Source organism: Citrobacter rodentium NBRC 105723 = DSM 16636 (assembly GCF_021278985.1).
Lineage (GTDB): Bacteria > Pseudomonadota > Gammaproteobacteria > Enterobacterales > Enterobacteriaceae > Citrobacter_A > Citrobacter_A rodentium.
In genome coordinates this window covers 4961230-4979582 of record NZ_CP082833.1, presented here as the reverse complement: position 1 = coordinate 4979582, position 18353 = coordinate 4961230, and the positions used below count along the sequence as shown (strand labels likewise).

Sequence of the window (18353 nt, the reverse complement as noted above, 5' to 3'; positions counted from 1 at the left end):
ATATGTCGTCATGCCGGATGGCGACGCGTTGCGTCTTATCCGGCCCACGGATACGTAATATGTCGTAATGCCGGATGGCGACGCGTTGCGTCTTATCCGCCTACGGATACCTAATTTGTCGTCATGCCGGATGGCGACGCGTTGCGTCTTATCCGGCCTACGGATACGTAATATGTCGCAATGCCGGATGGCGACGCGTTGCGTCTTATCCGGCCTACGGATACGTAATATGTCGTAATGCCGGATGGCGACGCGTTGCGTCTTATCCGGTCCACGGATACGTAATATGTCGTCATGCCGGATGGCGACGCGTTGCGTCTTTCCGGCCTACGGATACGTAATTTGTCGTAATGCCGGATGGCGACGCGTTGCGTCTTTCCGGCCTACGGATACGTAATTTGTCGTCATGCCGGATGGCGACGCGTTGCGTCTTATGCGGCCTACGGATACGTAATATGTCGCAATGCCGGATGGCGACGCGTTGCGTCTTATCCGGCCTACGGATACGTGATTTGTCGTCATGCCGGACGGCGACGCGTTGCGTCTTATCCGGCCTACGGATACGTAATTTGTCGTCATTTCGGATGCGTAGTTTGTAGGCCGGGTAAGGCGAAGCCGCCACCCGGCGCTTTTTTTAACCGCGCAGCCAGTCCGCCACCTCTTCAAACGTCCCGCGAAACGCAATCTTGTCCGCTTTCTTTTCCAGCTGATAGCGGTACATCGGGTCGTAATACTCTTCCAGCAGCGGCGACAGCCAGCTGAAATGCGCGTCGGTGCTGCCGGTGCGGCGCTGTTCGGCAAGCGCGGCCTCCAGCTTCGCGGACAGTTCGGCAAAACGTTGCAGGCCCAGACGGCGGCGAATAGCGAAAAGCCCGTGGTGCAGATATTCACTGTATTCCTGCCAGCCCTGCACTTCTCCATATGCGTGGGTGAAATCATGATGCATGCGGACGAAATACTCTTCGCGCAGGCGCTCCAGACGGCGCGCAAACGGATCGTCAACCACGGCGATGGTCGCCTGCGCCATACGCGCGCGCAGACATTCCGGCAGATGGTTCGAGCCAATCATCCGCCCCTCATCCTCCAGTACCCAGCGCGAGGTCTGTTTTTTCAGTAAGGTCACCGCCAGCAGGTTTTCGAAGCTCGCCTGGCTGAGCTGCGCCTCCAGCGTGCGGCCAAACGACGAGCCGCGATGGCGCGCAAGACCTTCCAGATCTACCCCGTCCGACCGTTGCTGAACCAGCTGCGTTTTGCCATTGCCGGTGCAGCCGCCGATCAGCACAATCGGTTTTTGCACCAGTTCTTCCGTCGCCGCTATCGCCGCCTGGCGCAGCGCTTTGTAGCCGCCTTTAATCAGCGGGTAATCGATACCGGCTTCGCGCAGCCACTGTTGGGTAATATGCGAGCGCTGACCGCCGCGGGCGCAGCACAGGTAGCCGTGCGGATGTCGCCGACATGCCGCAATCCAGGCCTCCAGACGCTGCTGGCGTATGTCGCCGCAAACCAGCTGATGACCCAGCGCCAGAGCAGCCTCCGGACCCTGACGTTTGTAGCAGGTGCCGACGGCGGCGCGCTCCTCATCGTTCATCAGCGGTAAATTGATTGCGCCGGGCATCGCGCCCTGCTGAAATTCAACCAGCGCGCGGACATCAATTAAGGGCGTATCGGCGCTAAGCAGCGCGCGATAGTCCGTACCATCGTTCATGTGAAATCCTGAAAATACAAAACCGCAATGGAAGGGATTTTACGCGCTGAGGGCGGGAACGGGGAAGGAAGATCCTTCCCCCTGGCACGAATTGTTTTATTGCAGCTGGCTTTGCGCCCAGGCGATACCGCTGGCGTATTCCGGCGGTAGCAGCGGGGCGAGAGCTTCCAGCGTCGCGCTCAGACGCGCGGTGTCGCTGTCGGTCAGGTTCAGGTGACCTACTTTACGGCCCGGACGCACCTCTTTGTCGTACCAGTGCAGATGCACCAGCGGCAGCTTCAGCCAGTCGTAGTTGAGATCGCTGCCAATCAGATTCACCATCACCGACGGGCTGTTGACGACCGGGGGCGGCAGCGGCAGGCCGGTAATCGCCCGCAGATGCAGTTCAAACTGGCTGATGCTGGCGCCGTTCTGCGTCCAGTGGCCGCTGTTGTGTACGCGCGGCGCCAGTTCGTTGATAAGCAGCCCTTCCGGGGTGACAAAGCACTCCATCGCCATCACGCCGACGTAATTCAGCTCATGCATAATCGCCGACAGCATTGATTCCGCCTGCGCCTGCTGCTTTGCATTAGCCTGCGGGAAGGCAACGCTGGTGCGCAGTATGCCTTCCTGATGCAGATTATGCGTCAGCGGGTAGAACACCGTGCTGCCGTCAAAGGCGCGCGCGCCTACCAGCGACACCTCCGCAGAGAAATTAATGCCCTGCTCAATGATACACTCGCCATAGCAGTCCGCCGGAAGCGGGTCGGTATCAGCGGCGCGCAGACGCCACTGGCCGCGGCCATCGTAGCCGCCGACGCGACGTTTAACGATCGCCAGTTCGCCCAGCCGCGCAAATATCGCAGGCCATTCACTGCTGTCCGCCAGCAGCTGCCACGGCGCGGTCGCCAGGCTGAGCTTATCGAACAGCTGTTTTTGCGTCAGACGATCGGCAATAATCGGGAACACGTCGCGGTTAACGAAAGCCGGGTGCTGCGCCAGTTCGCGGGTCAGCGCCGTTTCCGGCCAGCGTTCAATTTCAGCGGTAATGACGCTTTGCCGGAACGGCACCGCGGCAGGCTCCGCGTCCAGCCCGACCGGCCAGACGGCAATGCCCAGCGGTTCGCCAGCCTGGCGCAGCATCCGCCCCAGCTGTCCGTTGCCCAGTACGCAAACCTGTTTCATGCGCCACCTCGCGGATCCGGGTTCTCAAGCACCTCATCCGTTTGCGCTTTACGCCAGGCGCTCAGCCGCTGATGCAGCTCTTTGTCGTGGGTCGCCAGAATTTGCGCTGCCAGCAGCGCCGCGTTCGCCGCACCCGCTTTACCAATCGCCAGCGTTCCGACCGGAATACCGCGCGGCATCTGCACGATGGAGTAAAGACTGTCGACGCCGCTCAGCGCCGCGCTTTGTACCGGTACGCCCAGCACCGGCACCAGCGTTTTCGCTGCAATCATACCCGGAAGATGCGCCGCGCCGCCGGCACCGGCGATAATCACTTGATAGCCGTTTTCTTCCGCACTTTCGGCGAAGCTGAACAGCTTATCAGGCGTGCGATGCGCGGAGACCACCTCTGTGTGGTGCGGGACGTTCAGTATGTCGAAGATTTCGGCGGCGAACTGCATGGTAGCCCAGTCGCTTTTGGACCCCATCACGATGGCGACACGCGCCGGGTTATTGCGGGAAGACATGCGTCTGAAAACTCCTGTGGTGCGGGACACTCAACTTTTGAGGCCACAGAGAATAGCATGGAAAAAGGGCAAGGAAAACGATTGCGCGCTTAATGCTTCATTCTTCAGGCTGGCTCATCTTCAGGGAAATCACCGGTCTGCTGCTCTGATGCATCGCGAAGCATTTGGCGTAAAGACGAAAGGCTGTTTTTAGCAGTTAAAACGGGAAGGGGATCAGCTCAACCGCTTCCGGCGTGACTTTAACCATTGAGCCTTCGCTGTGCCAGGCGCCCAGCACCACGCGGAATGCGGGCTGGCCGTTCGCGGTAAGTTCATGGACCGCCGGGCGATGGGTATGACCGTGGATCAGCCACTGAACCTGATGTTTTTCCATGACCGCGACAACTGCACGTTGGTTAACGTCCATGATCGCCAGCGATTTACTGCTGTTGGCGGCCTTGCTGCCCGCACGCATTTTTGCGGCTACCCGCTTACGGAGAAACAGCGGCAGGGAGAGAAACAGGGTTTGTAGCCAGCGCTGGTGAACTTTTGCCCGAAACGCCTGATAGCCGCGATCGTCGGTGCACAGGGTATCGCCGTGCATAATCAGTATCTGGCGACCATACAGCGTGAGCACTTTCTCCTCCGGCAGCAGAGTCATGCCGCTTTCGCGTGCGAAGCGTTTACCGAGCAGAAAATCGCGGTTGCCGTGAATAAAAAAGCAGGGAACGCCTGCGTCAACCAGTGCGCTAATCGCCGCGGCGATTTGCCGGTGCAGGGGGGGAGTATCGTCATCGCCGATCCAGGCTTCAAACAGATCGCCGAGAATGTACAGCGCGTCGGCCTGACGAGCATCATCGGCTAAAAAACGCAGAAAACCGGCGACGATCGCCGGTTCTTCCGCGCAGAGATGAAGATCTGCGATAAACAGTGTCGCCACGATTACTCGCTGACGGTCACGTTTTCGATGATCACGTCTTCTTTCGGTACGTCCTGATGCATACCGCTGCGGCCGGTGGCGACGCCTTTGATTTTGTCTACCACGTCCATGCCTTCAACCACTTCAGCGAATACGCAGTAGCCCCAGCCTTGCATGCTTTCGCCGGAGAAGTTCAGGAAGTCGTTGTCGACAACGTTAATGAAGAACTGCGCGGTTGCCGAGTGTGGAGCCTGAGTACGCGCCATTGCCAGCGTGCCACGGGTGTTTTTCAGACCGTTATTCGCTTCGTTTTTGATCGCTTCTTTCGTCGCTTTCTGCTTCATGCCAGGTTCGAAACCGCCGCCCTGAATCATAAAGCCGTTAATCACACGGTGGAAAATGGTGTTGTTGTAAAAACCTTCGCGGCAGTAGTCCAGGAAGTTTTTAACCGTTTCAGGCGCTTTATCATCAAAAGTTTTGATTACGATATCGCCGTGATTAGTGTGGAAAGTAACCATTTTTGCATCCTGTTCCGATAGAGTGGTGCTTTAACCCGGTCAAGGGTCAGAGTTAGGGGTGTGTTATAGCATAAGCTCACGCTGTGATCACCTTGCAAAGTGTGCTGACCCTGCTGACAATTATAGGTATTATACGGACTTTACGATCCACACACGTCTTACACGGAATCTTCAATGTTAAAAATTTTTAATACACTGACGCGCCAAAAAGAGGAATTCAAACCTATTCATGCCGGGGAAGTCGGCATGTACGTGTGTGGCATTACCGTTTACGATCTCTGTCACATTGGTCACGGACGCACCTTTGTCGCGTTTGATGTGGTGGCGCGCTACCTGCGTTTTCTCGGCTATAAGCTGAAGTACGTGCGTAACATTACCGATATTGATGACAAAATCATCAAACGTGCGAATGAAAATGGCGAAAGCTTTGTGGCCCTGGTGGATCGTATGATCGCCGAAATGCACAAAGATTTTGATGCGCTGAATATTCTGCGCCCGGACATGGAGCCGCGCGCCACGCACCATATCGCCGAAATTATTGAAATTACTGAGCAACTGATTGCCAAAGGCCACGCCTACGTGGCGGACAACGGCGACGTGATGTTCGACGTGCCGACCGACCCGAGCTATGGACAGCTGTCCCGTCAGGATCTGGACCAGTTGCAGGCCGGCGCGCGCGTGGATGTGGTTGACGTCAAGCGCAACCCGATGGACTTTGTCCTGTGGAAGATGTCCAAAGAGGGCGAGCCGAGCTGGCCATCGCCGTGGGGCGCGGGACGCCCTGGCTGGCACATAGAATGTTCCGCAATGAACTGCAAACAGCTGGGTAACCACTTTGATATTCACGGCGGCGGTTCCGACCTGATGTTCCCGCACCATGAAAACGAAATTGCGCAGTCTACCTGCGCCCATGACGGCGAGTACGTGAACTACTGGATGCACTCCGGCATGGTGATGGTGGATCGCGAGAAGATGTCGAAATCGCTGGGTAACTTCTTTACCGTGCGCGACGTGCTGAAATATTACGATGCGGAAACCGTGCGCTACTTCCTGATGTCCGGCCACTATCGCAGCCAGCTGAACTACAGCGAAGAGAACCTTAAGCAGGCGCGTTCGGCGCTGGAGCGTCTGTACACCGCGCTGCGTGGGACGGATAAAACCGTCGCCCCTGCCGGTGGCGAAGCCTTTGAAGCGCGTTTTATCGACGCGATGAACGACGACTTCAATACTCCGGAAGCCTACTCGGTGCTGTTTGATATGGCGCGTGAAGTGAATCGTCTGAAAAATGAAGATATGGCGGCCGCCAATGCGATGGCGTCACATCTGCGGAAAATTTCTGCTGTGCTCGGTCTGCTGGAGCAGGAGCCGGAGGCGTTCCTGCAAAGCGGGGCCCAGGCGGATGACGGCGAAGTTGCTCAAATCGAAGCTTTAATTCAACAGCGTCTGGACGCCCGTAAAGCCAAAGACTGGGCGGCGGCGGATGCGGCGCGTGACCGTCTCAACGAGATGGGCATCGTGCTGGAAGATGGCCCGCAGGGAACCACCTGGCGGCGTAAGTAAGACGGATATCCCCGGTGGCGTTTACGTTTGCCGGGTCGATGTTATTTACAGGCCGGATAAGACGTAACGCGTGCTATCCGGCTTTTTTATCGCCGTTTCCACCACAGGATTGTCATCAGCATCAGCCCCGGCAACCACACCCACAGCAGTTCCGAGAGTATCACCTGATGGCCATACGGCGTGGCATAGCGCAAATGGCGCGACCTTAATCACCTGCCACGGCGCAAAAAAGCGTTCATCCGACCACGGCCACAGCCAGCCGACGCCTTTGCCGCCCGTGGTTATCGAATCCAGTAAACTGTGTGACAGCAGCGACACCGTAAGAAACAGCCAGCAGTGCGTCAGGCTGGCTTTCAGCCAGCGTCGACCGATGAGCGCGCACAGTATTGGCACCGCAAAAGCAAACAGCAGCGAATGGGTAAACCCACGGTGGCCGAACACGTTGCCATAGGCTATGCCCAATTTAAATGAGAGAACATCGGCGTCCGGCAGCATCGCCAGGGCGATACCGGCTAACAGCAGACGCGGCGGAATGACTTTTGTTCCCAGCCCTGCGCCGAGGCAGAGAGGAATGGCTGCGTGGGTGATGATGGTTGGCATAGTGTTCGCTTCGTATGAAAAAACGCCATGCTTGCAGTGTACTGTGAAGGGAGGATGAAGTTAATGAAGTAAAAAGCTGATATGCCGGACAGGGCGCTAAGGCCGCTATCCGGCTCGCCGTATCAGGCGACGACGTTTACGCTCTGCCCGGCATAGCTGACGGTTTGCCCGGCAACAATCTTACAGCGCTTGCGGGTTTCCACCGTGCCATCAACCTTTACCTGTCCTTCGGCAATGGCAATTTTCGCCTGGGCGCCGCTTTCACTCCAGCCTTCCAGTTTTAGCAAATCACACAGCTCAACGTGAGGATGCTTGCCTAAAGAAAATGTCGCCATGTTATTTGTCCTGAGGATCGTGATATTCAACACACGCCTGTAACGTGTTTTCGATAAGGGTGGCGACGGTCATCGGCCCCACGCCGCCCGGTACCGGGGTAATGTACGATGCGCGCGCGGCGGCGTCTTCAAAGACCACATCGCCAACCACTTTGCCATTTTCCAGACGGTTGATGCCGACATCAACCACAATAGCGCCTTCCTTAATCCACTCGCCGGGAATAAAGCCCGGTTTGCCGACCGCGACGACCAGCAGATCGGCGTTCTCGACGTGGTGGCGCAGGTTTTTGGTAAAGCGGTGGGTAACGGTGGTGGTGCAACCGGCCAGCAGCAGCTCCATGCTCATCGGGCGGCCTACGATATTGGAGGCGCCAATCACTACCGCATTCAGGCCGTACAGGTCGATGTTATAGCGCTCAAGCAGGGTGACGATACCGCGCGGGGTGCAGGGGCGCAGGCGCGGCGCGCGCTGACACAGACGGCCCACGTTATACGGATGGAAGCCATCCACATCCTTATCCGGATCGATACGCTCCAGCACTTTGACGTTATCAATGCCGGCCGGAAGCGGCAGCTGCACCAGGATACCGTCGATAGTGTTATCGGCGTTCAGCGTATCAATCAGCTCAAGCAGTTCCGCCTCGCTGGTGGTCTCCGGCAGGTCATACGAGCGGGAGACGAATCCCACTTCGTCGCAGGCTTTGCGCTTGCTCGCGACATAAATCTGTGAGGCCGGGTTGCTGCCAACCAGCACAACCGCCAGCCCGGGCGCCCGCAGTCCGGCCGCCACGCGCGCCTGAACTTTTTGAGCAACCTCAGAGCGCACCTGCTGCGCAATCGTTTTACCGTCAATAATCTTTGCTGCCATCAGAGAGAGGATTCCATCTGTAGTTACACGTCGAAGGGGATGCGGCTATTTTGGCAGAAGTGAACGCGGTTGTCAGTTACCGCTTAGGGTGGGGGCTTTTTTTGCCGGGAATCAGGCGGCTATCCCCGCCGCCGGGGATGGTTGTGCTCATAACTCAAGCAGTTGAAAGGAAAGCCATTGACCCGTTGAGTAGTGAACGTATAATACCGACCAGTTTTGTGCCAGTTTGCATTACTGCTCCGCTCCCTTAGCTCAGCTGGATAGAGCAACGGCCTTCTAAGCCGTCGGTCACAGGTTCGAATCCTGTAGGGGGCGCCATTTCCTGCATCGTCTCAGACCGTTTCTGGCCGGATAAGGCGTCGCGCGCCTCCATCCGGCATCCTTGCGCTGTCCTTGTTATTCTTTATAAAAACTCGCCAGATCAATCGTATTTTCTTTGACCGCATCCATAGCGCTAATAAATTCATTTTTTTGCGCCTCTTCATCGCTACGCGGTAAAGAGTTGCCATAGAAACGTCCATTTTTATGGATCGCCAGCGAATCACTTTTTACCTGTCCGTTTACCATACCCTGCGCATTAATACTGACTTCACCGCCGATACAATTACCATTCAGCACTCCGTCCACGGCGATAGCATAGGCAATAACATCGCCTTCAACGTGACCGCTCTTCAGTATATGAACGGTTTTTTCTGAGCGGATAATGCCATCAATGCGTCCATTAACGTGAATATCGCTGGTTGAGTTGAGCTCACCCTTAATAATACAGGTTTCAGGGATAACCGCGACCGAGGGTTCGGGATGGTTTTGCGGCGTCGCTTTAACCGTCAATTCCACGTCGTCGCCAAGATAAGAAACCTGTGAAGGGTTAAGAGATGAGGCTATGCTGATGTCTGCCTGACTGTCAGCAAAAGTATTGTTTTGCTCTTTGCGTTTGAACATGGTTCTGACCCCCGTCGATGATGAAATAAAATAAACAGCGTAAATTAAACCACAGCTTAAAATAATTACGGCAATAACCTTCCAGCGCGACTTTATCGTGAGATAAAAATGTTGGTCACCCACGCCATAATGAATGATGAGGTATAGCCAAAGCCCCCAAATAAGCCACAGGAGGTTATAATGCATACACTTCCACCTAAACTCCTGTTGGTTGGTATCACTGTTAATAGATGTTATGACGGTAGCATTGGAAAATAGGTTTCACAATAAAAAATAAGCTGCAACTTTTTAAGTTTTGCAATAATTAAAAAACTATAGATTTAAAAAATAACAACCGGATATTAACAAGCAGAGAGTAAATAGAAAGAAAGATAAAGCGAGATAATTCTTATAACAGGCAGGAAATACGAGACTCGCAATCAGGCTGACCGGCAGCACGTAATCGAACTTTCGGATTTTTTGTCATTTTTAAAAATAATATTTGTGCGCTGCTCTGGAGATTTTATTGCGCAACGCGTTCTGTAAGCTGGTATAGCTTACCTGCCAGTGAGGCAAACGCAGAGCGCTTTTATTTATAATTTTTTCTCGAATGGCCGCAGTTATCGCGAGTGAGAATGTATCTTTAATGTTAATTTAATGTGAGGCGAAAAAAAGTGTGAAAATAAGCAGCTGTTTTTTCGGATGATTCTGACTATGACGTGCTGTCGGATCATATTGCCGACACCAGTGTAATGGGGTAGGGAACGGTGAAGAACAATAGGTTTGAGATCGTAGCCATTACCCGTGAAGAGCTTCTCAGGAATGCAAACCTTGAATGGTAATTTAATGAATACAGCATAATTACGTAGCTGGAAAAAGCTGATTTTTATTACGTTATTGTCGCTTGTCACAGTGATATCGTTGTTGCTGCGGTGCCGAATTTTATTCTGCATGACCATTTATCGGTTGTTCTACGGATTATCGATGCCGCCGCCATCCGCAAATTTGATGAAAAATAATCAATTGTATTCCTGTCAGCAGATTTCCTGCCACTCTGAGTTTAAATATCCGCGCGAAGAAGTGGAGATTGGAAAAAGCATTATTGGCTATTTATTAAATAACAAACATCGCTGGTAAGCGCAGCCTCACGCCGGATGGTGGCTTACGCCTTATCCGGCCTACGTGCTGGATGACGGCTTAACGTTCTAGCCTGCGAGCAACTCCTGCTCGGCGTGCTTTACCTGCACTTCCAGCGTATCGCGGATCTCTGACAGCGCGCGCTCCTGTTCGGCGAACCAGGCCTCTTTATCCGCAGCCGACGTGGCCAGACGCCAGGCGTTTTCCGCTTCCAGTTGCGCTATCTCATCCAGCAGCGCCGCAATTTGCCTGCGCAACTGGCCTATCTTTTTCTGCAAATGCGCCAGATTGTTCAGCGTGTCGCTGGCCATCATCGGTTCCAGCCCGCTTTGTAATTGCGAAAGCAGGGAACGGATAGCGGCCAGATCGGCATTTTGCCGCGCCAGATTGAGCTGTACCATCATCTGGTGCGCTTTCTCTTTCTGTTCGTCAGCCACGACGTCCGGGTGACACAGGCGGCTGGCCTGACGCCACAGACGCTTAAGTTCACTGCGCTCGTCAGCGGAAAGCCGCCGATCGCGGGCGAAACGTTGCAGAGCGTCCTGCTGTTGCTCCTGATACTCCTCATACTTATGGGTCGCCTCTTCCTGCGCCTGCCGGGCGGCGCTGTCATCATGGTGGCAAAAGTTATTTTCCAGCCCGCGGATCTCAGCGAGCAGATCGGCGATCAGCTCCGTTTGCTGTTGAATACGCTGGCGCACCTCGACGGCCTCACGGGAAGAGGCGTTTATCGCCATCCACTCTAATTTGAGCTGTGCTAGCCGATCGACCGCCAGCGAAATATACTGCTGACAGGCGAGATAATCTTTCTCGCGACGCCGACGCTCCGCTTCCTGCTTACGCCGGGCGCTGGCCGCCAGCTGTTTCCGTAATGCCAGAATCCGGCTCATCAACGGACCAAGCCGCAGATGATACTGGTCGTTAAATTCATCGAGGATTTGAATACGGGTATTACGGGTGTCAATCAGTTCGCGTAGCTGACTCTCCAGCGTCTTCAGCTCCAGTTTACCGGCGGCAATCGCCGGATCCTGCCAGCCAGTCAAGGCGTGCTGATTTTGCAGCCAGGCGGCAAGGTCGCGCATGGCATCGCTGAAACGACGCGCCTCAATCGCCTCGACGATGGCCTGAATCACCGGATCGTCGGCTTCCTGCTTCAGATGTCCAAGCTGTTGCTGAATGATCTCCTGATCTTCCAGTTCGATGGCGCTTTTGATGATTTCGAGTCGTTTAATGATCTTATTCATGACACCCGTTACCTGGCGTAACCGACACAAGAATGACGTGATTTGGGTTAAGTCATTCGATTGAAAAATATAGGAAAAAATGCGATATGCATTTTGTGGTCTGTGGCGCCTCTTCGTCCAGAATAATTCACAAAAATTATCGACTACAGCGCCTTTTGCACGGTTTTTCCGCTGACGTCCCCCTCTTCACGAGGTGCCGCAGCGCGCGGCGCGGACTCATGGCGTTGACCTTGCGACAACCAGGCTGAAATGTTAAAAGGTGCCCCTCAATAAAAATGACACAGGGGTAGGGCGTGAAAAACGCGTCAATTGCATCGGACACCAGCCTGTCGGATGCTGCGTCGAAAAGTGAGCCGACGCTTCAGAGGGGGTTGCAAAACCGCCATATTCAGTTGATCGCGCTGGGCGGCGCTATTGGCACCGGACTGTTTTTAGGCATCGGCCCGGCGATTCAGATGGCCGGACCGGCGGTGCTGCTGGGCTACGGCGTTGCCGGGATTATCGCCTTTCTTATCATGCGCCAGCTGGGCGAAATGGTGGTGGAAGAGCCGGTTTCCGGCTCCTTTGCCCACTTTGCCTATAAATACTGGGGTCCGTTCGCCGGTTTTCTCTCTGGCTGGAACTACTGGGTGATGTTCGTGCTGGTCGGTATGGCGGAGCTGACCGCCGCAGGCATCTATATGCAGTACTGGCTACCGGACGTGCCAACCTGGATTTGGGCGGCGGCCTTTTTCATTATCATCAATGCCGTGAACCTGGTTAACGTGCGTCTGTACGGTGAAACGGAGTTCTGGTTCGCGCTGATTAAAGTGCTGGCGATTATCGCCATGATTGGCTTTGGCCTGTGGTTGCTGTTTTCCGGTAACGGCGGCGAACGTGCGGGGATGGATAATCTCTGGCGCTATAATGGCTTCTTCGCCACCGGCTGGAGCGGGTTGATTCTGTCGCTGGCGGTGATTATGTTCTCCTTCGGCGGCCTGGAGCTGATCGGTATTACCGCCGCAGAAGCGCGCGATCCGCATAAAAGCATTCCGAAAGCGGTGAATCAGGTGGTTTACCGGATTCTGCTGTTCTATATCGGTTCGCTGGTGGTGCTGCTGGCGCTCTATCCGTAGGTGGAAGTGAAATCCGACAGCAGCCCGTTTGTAATGATATTCCATAATCTTGACAGCAACGTGGTCGCTTCTGCGCTGAACTTTGTCATTCTGGTGGCTTCCTTATCGGTCTATAACAGCGGCGTTTATTCTAACAGCCGTATGCTGTTTGGCCTGTCGGTGCAGGGGAACGCGCCGAAGTTCCTTACCCGCGTCAGCCGTCGCGGCGTGCCGGTCAATTCGCTGATGCTGTCCGGGGGGATCACCTCGCTGGTGGTGCTGATTAACTACCTGTTGCCGCAAAAGGCGTTCGGCCTGCTGATGGCGCTGGTGGTAGCCACACTGCTGCTGAACTGGATCATGATCTGCCTGGCGCACCTGCGTTTTCGCGCGGCGATGCGGCGTAAAGGGCGTGAGACGCAGTTCAAAGCGCTGCTCTACCCGGCGGGCAATTACCTGTGCATCGCCTTCCTCGCCATGATCCTCGTGCTGATGTGCACCATCGACGATATGCGCCTGTCAGCGATGCTGCTGCCGGTATGGATAATTTTCCTGTTTGTGGCGTTTAAGCTTTCCCGCAAAAGGTAATTCCGTTTCGCCCGGCAGCGTAACGTCTGCCGGGCTATAGCGTTTGCGCACTGATTATTTTGCGAAGGCGCTGGAGAGCGAGCGAATGTCGTTGCCGGTAGGCGACTGATGAATGCGTAAACCAAACTCTTCCACCACCGCGAAAATATGGTCGAAAATATCGGCCTGAATACTTTCATATTCCAGCCAGACCACGGTATTGGTAAAGGCATAAATTTCGAGAGGCAGACCATGATCGTCCGGCGCCAGCTGGCGCACCATTAAGGTCATGTCTTTCCGAATGCGCGGATGGTTGCGTAAATACTCATTCAGATAGGCGCGGAAGGTGCCGATATTGGTCATCCGCCGGTGGTTTAATACCGACTCCGGCACGTTGAGCTGCTGATTCCATTCATCGATTTCCTGATGCCGACTGTCTAAATAGGGTTTCAACAGGTGGGCTTTATACAGCCGCGCTTTTTCATCCTCATCAAGAAAATGAATGCTGGTGGCGTCAATGCTGATGCTGCGCTTAATTCGCCGACCGCCGGAAGCCGACATACCGCTCCAGTTTTTAAAGGAGTCTGACACCAGCGACCAGGTGGGGATGGTAGTAATGGTGTTATCCCAGTTACGCACCTTGACGGTGGTCAGCCCGATGTCGATCACCGCGCCGTCGGCGCCGTATTTCGGCATCTCCAGCCAGTCGCCCAGCTTGAGCATATCGTTGGCGGAAAGCTGAATGCCGGCAACCAGTCCCAGTATCGGATCTTTAAACACCAGCATCAGGACGGCGGCCATTGCGCCGAGGCCGCTAATCAAAATAGCGGGAGACTGGCCGATTAATAATGAGATCATCAGAATGCCGACGATGATCGCGCCGATCAGCTTAATGCCCTGAAAAATCCCTTTCAGCGGAAGCTGCGACGCCGCCGGTAATTTCTGCGACAGATTTAAAATCACATCCAGCAAAGAGAACAGCGACAGCAGGGCATACATCATGATCCATAGCTGAGCGCAGGTCGTTAATATTTCTGCGGCGTCGCTGCCTTTCTGCAGCCACAGCGCCGCCTGAATATTGACGATAATCCCCTGCAGGGTAAACGCCAGACGGTGAAATAACTTATTTTGCGTAATAATTTGCAGCCACAGGCGGGAACTGGCGATGGCGCGTTTTTCGAATGTGCGTAATACCACCCAGTGCAGAATAATATGCACGATAACGGCGGTAAGAAAGATAATACCGAAAATCATCACCAGCGAGGTGGTGGGATTCATTTCAATGCCCGCAAGTTCTTCGACTTGCGTAATTAACTCCTGCATAACATCTCCTTTTTAAAACAGCGGCCTATGATGACCGCTGTACGGAGAATATGCAAATGAGGGGTTGCCTCAGACCGAATACGGACGCGGGATTATACTTCCGTAAGGGTGGTGGCTAACGGCAGGCGCGATTTCGGCAGCGTCGCGTTGAAATCCTCCACGCTGTGATGCCCGACCGGCACGACCACCACGCTGGTGTAGCCTTTTTCTTTAAGACCAAATTCTGCGTCGAGAATCGCCGCGTCAAAGCCTTCGATCGGCACGGCATCCAGACCCAGCGCGGCGACGCCGAGCAGGAAATTACCGACGTTGAGATAAACCTGTTTCGCCATCCAGTGCGCATCGTCTTTCAGATCTTTACGGTGCATATCGGCGAAGAAGGTGCGGCCTTTGTGGTTGGCGGCTTTTGCTTCCGCGTTCGCGAAGCGGCCATCGGCCTCTTCCTGATCGACCACGCGTTGCAGCCATGCGTCGTCCATTGCCGTTTTGGCGCAGAACACCACCACATGCGAGGCGTCGAGCATTTTGCGCTCGTTGAACGCATAGCCGCCGGCGGCGGATTTCGCTACCCGCGCTTTCCCTTCTTCCGTGCTGGCGATAATAAAGTGCCACGGCTGCGAGTTGGTGCTCGACGGACTGTACTGCAACAGCGTTTTGATTTTCTCTGCTTCTTCAGCGGTTAATTTTTTACTGGGGTCGAATGCCTTGGTGGAATGACGTTTTAAGGCAACTGATACAATATCCATAACTACTCCCGGTTTGTTTTAATACCCGCAGGTTACAAGTTTCTCCGGCAGATGATAAGCGAGAAATGGCGAAAACAGTTATCGTCGTTCACGACCAGTCAGCCGGGGCGGATCCGTTTCTGGTCACGTTTTGCCAGCCCATCCACCACCAGATTCCATGAATCGTTCACCAGCTCTTCCAGCAACGACGCGTTGATATCATCGCCGGGCGCCACGGAGATCCAGTGCTTTTTGTTCATGTGGTAGCCGGGAGTGATGCTCGGGTAAATCTGCTGGTTGAGCAGCGATTTTTGCGGATCGGATTTCAGGTTGATAACGCTGCGATTGTTCACTGTGGTGGCGATCATAAAGATTTTGCCGCCGACCTTAAACACGTCATATTCAGGACCAAACGGCCAGCAGTGCTCCGTAAAAGGGAATGCCAGCGCCAGACGGCTCGCGGCGGCATACAGTGTTTTTTCATCCATTACGATTCCTCACGGGTGAGGGCGCGCCACATGGCTTCAAAGCCCAGAGAGATAAATTCGCTGGCGCGGGCCGGTTCGCGGGTGGCGAATTCCATGGTGGTTTCCGCCAGGGTTAAAAACAGCGCATCGCCAAACGCGCGATACTCATCGGACATAAAGATCGGCAATACCGAACGATGACAGAGATCGCGCAGTTCAGGAAACATATCGTCAGCTTTTTGTTCGGTTTCTTTGCTGATTTTCTCGCTTACGGCCAGCTGGCGAATCGCGCGGTGGCCCGCGGTATGATCCAATCCCCAGCGGATATAGCTGCGCCAGATATAAAAGGTCAGCGCTTTGGCGTCGGTGAGGGAACGATCGAGATTAGCGATCATCGACTGGCACAAACTCTGTTTAAGATGGAGATAAAGTTCGTTGATTAACTCGTCTTTGGTGGCGAAATAGCGAAACAATGTCCCTTCCGCCACGCCTGCGCTGCGGGCGATCGCGGCGGTAGAGGCCGCGAGCCCGGATTGCGCAACTGCTGCGGTTGCTGCCTCCAGTAATGCCTGTTTTTTGTCTTCACTTTTCGGACGAGCCACTACGCTTTACCCTTAAATCAGTCTGAAAATGCGATTGAAACACGGCCTTAAGCGTGTCGCAACGGTGAATGTCAAAGATTGAAATTCATCTTGACGGGAAACCTCCGATTTCTATAATGAGTGCTTACTCACTCATAATCAAGAGTCAATCGCGCAGTCTGGATGGCGCTTATAAAGGTCTGTCGCGGGTCAGTCGTCCTAAAACACCCCTTTGGGGCAGGGGTGGGATAAGACGGCTACTTTGCGGGAGAGGAGTTCTGAATGACCATTTCTGCACAGGTTATCGACACCATTGTCGAATGGATTGATGAAAATTTAAATCAGCCGTTACGCATTGACGATATCGCGCGCCATGCGGGCTACTCCAAATGGCATCTGCAGCGTCTTTTTATGCAGTACAAAGGGGAGAGTCTTGGGCGCTACATTCGCGAGCGCAAGCTGCTGCTGGCGGCGCGGGATCTGCGTGAATCGGACGAAAAAGTGTATGACATTTGCCTGCGTTACGGCTTTGACTCGCAGCAGACGTTTACCCGCATCTTCACCCGCACCTTCAACCAGCCGCCGGGCGCCTACCGCAAAGAGAACCATAGCCGGGCGCACTGAGCGCACGGGCGGCAGACTACTGCGCCAGGGAAAACCAGCGGCGCCAGACGTAGCGAATCACCGCATATTCAATCGCGCCAAGCGCTAAAAACCACAGGCAGAACAGCAGGGTATAAAGCTGGTTGAGATCCATCAGATGGAAAGTCGCCACCAGCTTTTGCGCGACCACCAGACCCAGCGACGGCGCGGGCAGCAGCAGGCAGGAAAGAAAGGCCAGCAGCAGGATACCGGCGGCGGTCATCAGCGATTCAAGCGGGTGTTTCATGGCATTGTTAAACTTGAGTTAAAAAAGCCATTGTCCGGGATTATGGCCGCTAAGGCAAACCTCGCGACGCTCAGCTCGCCCAGATTTCACAGTGTTTTTTCACCAGCCCGATCAGCGAACCGCCATCGGCGACGAACTCCCGCATTTTCTGCGCTTCGCTGCCGCCGTTTCTCACCTGGAGAGTGAGCGCTTCAATTGCGCTACCGGCGCCCACTTTATCTGCCGACGGCGACACGTTTTCCAGCAGGCGCAGCGTATCCTCCGCCAGTTTGCGGTGCTCGCCGGTATGGACGTCCGTCAGAACCCCCTCAAGCCCGTAGCGGCAGGCCTGAAAGCGGTTAAATTTATACAGCAGATAATCCCGCTCCTGATATTTAAAGGGGCGCTCGGTTAACAGCCAGTGGGCGGTGGCCTGGATTAATCCGGCGATATTGACGGCATGGGAGAGTGTCAGCGGCGTATCCATTACCCGCACTTCAACGGTGCCGAAATGCGGACTCGGGCGGATGTCCCAGTGTAAATCTTTAATGCTTTCAATCATGCTGGTGTAGCTGAGGCGGCGGAATAATCCCTCAAACTCCTGCCAGTTGCTGACCCACGGCATCGGACCGTTATCGGGGAAGCCAGAGAAGATGTTCAGGCGGGACGAGGCGAAGCGGGTGTCGGCTCCCTGCATATACGGCGAGGTGGCCGAAAGGGCAATAAAGTGCGGAACAAAGCGCGACAGCCCGTGCAGCAGATAGATAGCGTCATCCCCGCTGGCGCAGCCGACGTGCACATGCTGACCAAACACGGTCGCCTGCTGAATCAGATAGCCGAAGTTTTCCAGCGTGCGCTGATAGCGCTCGTTGTCGCACACCTCCTGACGCTGCCATTTCTGAAACGGATGGGTGCCGCCGCCGCAGATCTCAAGATGATGCTCCGCGGCGGCTTTCATAATTACCTGCTGCATCGCGGCAAACTGGGCTGCGGCCTGGTCGATGCTGTGACAGACGTCGGTCGCCAGCTCCAGCATACTTTCGGTGATATCGTGTTTCACCTCTCCTGCGGTTACCTGATCTTTCACGGCGGCAATCAGCCGCGAGGAGTCCTGGCTCAGGTCATATCCCGGCGGATTAATCACCTGGGTTTCCAGTTCAATGCCGAGGGTGTACGGTTCTGAGACGTGAAAATCGGGTAGCGACATAGTATTCCCTTCTCCTTTTATTTGTAATCAGTATAGAAGCGCGGCGCGTCTGACGTGGGGAAAGA

At 54.8% G+C, this 18353-nt stretch carries 17 protein-coding genes, 1 tRNA gene and 2 pseudogenes; 4 read left to right on the top strand and 16 right to left on the bottom strand.

Annotated elements, in window-relative coordinates; genetic code table 11:
- Positions 1-634: 634 nt before the first annotated feature.
- From mnmH to ppiB, 5 genes are all read right to left on the bottom strand, one after another.
- The gene (gene mnmH / locus K7R23_RS23750) at positions 635-1705 is read right to left on the bottom strand and encodes a tRNA 2-selenouridine(34) synthase MnmH (RefSeq protein ID WP_012904901.1); all 1071 of its coding nucleotides are present in this window, start codon (positions 1703-1705) and stop codon (positions 635-637) included.
- A 96-nt stretch (positions 1706-1801) separates the two neighbouring features.
- Positions 1802-2869, bottom strand: a complete 1068-nt coding sequence (gene purK, locus K7R23_RS23745) for a 5-(carboxyamino)imidazole ribonucleotide synthase (RefSeq protein WP_012904902.1) — start codon at positions 2867-2869, stop codon at positions 1802-1804.
- Entirely contained in the window at positions 2866-3375 is a 510-nt protein-coding gene (gene purE, locus K7R23_RS23740) for a 5-(carboxyamino)imidazole ribonucleotide mutase (protein WP_024132529.1), read from the bottom strand. The genes purK and purE overlap by 4 nt, the downstream gene beginning before the upstream one ends.
- 196 nt (positions 3376-3571) lie before the next feature.
- The gene (gene lpxH / locus K7R23_RS23735; protein ID WP_012904904.1) at positions 3572-4294 is read right to left on the bottom strand and encodes a UDP-2,3-diacylglucosamine diphosphatase; all 723 of its coding nucleotides are present in this window, start codon (positions 4292-4294) and stop codon (positions 3572-3574) included.
- A 2-nt stretch (positions 4295-4296) separates the two neighbouring features.
- The gene (gene ppiB / locus K7R23_RS23730) at positions 4297-4791 is read right to left on the bottom strand and encodes a peptidylprolyl isomerase B (protein ID WP_012904905.1); all 495 of its coding nucleotides are present in this window, start codon (positions 4789-4791) and stop codon (positions 4297-4299) included.
- Between the two features lie 174 nt (positions 4792-4965).
- On the opposite strand from ppiB, the gene cysS reads away from it, so the two are divergent.
- On the top strand, positions 4966-6351 hold the full coding sequence (cysS, locus tag K7R23_RS23725; protein WP_012904906.1) for a cysteine--tRNA ligase: 1386 nt from the start codon (positions 4966-4968) through the stop codon (positions 6349-6351).
- An 86-nt stretch (positions 6352-6437) separates the two neighbouring features.
- On the opposite strand, the pseudogene K7R23_RS23720 reads toward cysS, so the two are convergent.
- The 3 genes and pseudogenes from K7R23_RS23720 to folD form a co-directional block, all read right to left on the bottom strand.
- A pseudogene (locus tag K7R23_RS23720) lies at positions 6438-6951 on the bottom strand (metal-dependent hydrolase).
- 122 nt (positions 6952-7073) lie between these two features.
- Positions 7074-7286, bottom strand: coding sequence for a ribosome-associated protein YbcJ (gene ybcJ, locus K7R23_RS23715; protein WP_012904908.1), 213 nt, complete (start codon positions 7284-7286; stop codon positions 7074-7076).
- 1 nt (position 7287) lies between these two features.
- Positions 7288-8154, bottom strand: coding sequence for a bifunctional methylenetetrahydrofolate dehydrogenase/methenyltetrahydrofolate cyclohydrolase FolD (gene folD, locus K7R23_RS23710; protein ID WP_012904909.1), 867 nt, complete (start codon positions 8152-8154; stop codon positions 7288-7290).
- A 241-nt stretch (positions 8155-8395) separates the two neighbouring features.
- On the opposite strand from folD, the gene K7R23_RS23705 reads away from it, so the two are divergent.
- Positions 8396-8472, top strand: a tRNA-Arg gene (locus K7R23_RS23705).
- A gap of 78 nt (positions 8473-8550) precedes the next feature.
- On the opposite strand, the gene K7R23_RS23700 is transcribed toward K7R23_RS23705, so the two are convergent.
- Entirely contained in the window at positions 8551-9282 is a 732-nt protein-coding gene (locus tag K7R23_RS23700; protein WP_012904910.1) for a bactofilin family protein, read from the bottom strand.
- A 998-nt stretch (positions 9283-10280) separates the two neighbouring features.
- A complete protein-coding gene (locus tag K7R23_RS23695) occupies positions 10281-11456 on the bottom strand; it encodes a coiled-coil domain-containing protein (RefSeq protein ID WP_012904912.1) in 1176 nt (391 codons plus the stop codon).
- 293 nt (positions 11457-11749) lie between these two features.
- On the opposite strand from K7R23_RS23695, the pseudogene pheP reads away from it, so the two are divergent.
- Positions 11750-13138: pseudogene (pheP, locus tag K7R23_RS23690) on the top strand (phenylalanine transporter).
- 54 nt (positions 13139-13192) lie between these two features.
- Here the strand turns inward: pheP and K7R23_RS23685 are convergent.
- From K7R23_RS23685 to K7R23_RS23670, 4 genes are all read right to left on the bottom strand, one after another.
- Positions 13193-14440, bottom strand: coding sequence for a mechanosensitive ion channel family protein (locus tag K7R23_RS23685; RefSeq protein WP_012904913.1), 1248 nt, complete (start codon positions 14438-14440; stop codon positions 13193-13195).
- Between the two features lie 92 nt (positions 14441-14532).
- Entirely contained in the window at positions 14533-15186 is a 654-nt protein-coding gene (gene nfsB / locus K7R23_RS23680; RefSeq protein WP_012904914.1) for an oxygen-insensitive NAD(P)H nitroreductase, read from the bottom strand.
- A 98-nt stretch (positions 15187-15284) separates the two neighbouring features.
- On the bottom strand, positions 15285-15653 hold the full coding sequence (locus K7R23_RS23675) for an MmcQ/YjbR family DNA-binding protein (protein ID WP_012904915.1): 369 nt from the start codon (positions 15651-15653) through the stop codon (positions 15285-15287).
- On the bottom strand, positions 15653-16234 hold the full coding sequence (locus tag K7R23_RS23670) for a TetR/AcrR family transcriptional regulator (protein ID WP_012904916.1): 582 nt from the start codon (positions 16232-16234) through the stop codon (positions 15653-15655). Before K7R23_RS23670 ends, K7R23_RS23675 begins: the two co-directional genes overlap by 1 nt.
- A gap of 261 nt (positions 16235-16495) precedes the next feature.
- Between K7R23_RS23670 and K7R23_RS23665 the strand changes: the two genes are divergently transcribed.
- Complete coding sequence (locus K7R23_RS23665; RefSeq protein ID WP_012904917.1) at positions 16496-16837, top strand: RamA family antibiotic efflux transcriptional regulator; 342 nt, start codon at positions 16496-16498, stop codon at positions 16835-16837.
- Between the two features lie 16 nt (positions 16838-16853).
- On the opposite strand, the gene K7R23_RS23660 is transcribed toward K7R23_RS23665, so the two are convergent.
- Positions 16854-17102, bottom strand: a complete 249-nt coding sequence (locus K7R23_RS23660; protein ID WP_012904918.1) for a DUF1158 domain-containing protein — start codon at positions 17100-17102, stop codon at positions 16854-16856.
- A gap of 70 nt (positions 17103-17172) precedes the next feature.
- Positions 17173-18288 carry a YbdK family carboxylate-amine ligase gene (locus K7R23_RS23655; protein ID WP_012904919.1) on the bottom strand — a complete coding sequence of 372 codons (1116 nt, stop codon included), beginning with the start codon at positions 18286-18288 and terminating at the stop codon, positions 17173-17175.
- Positions 18289-18353: the final 65 nt, after the last annotated feature.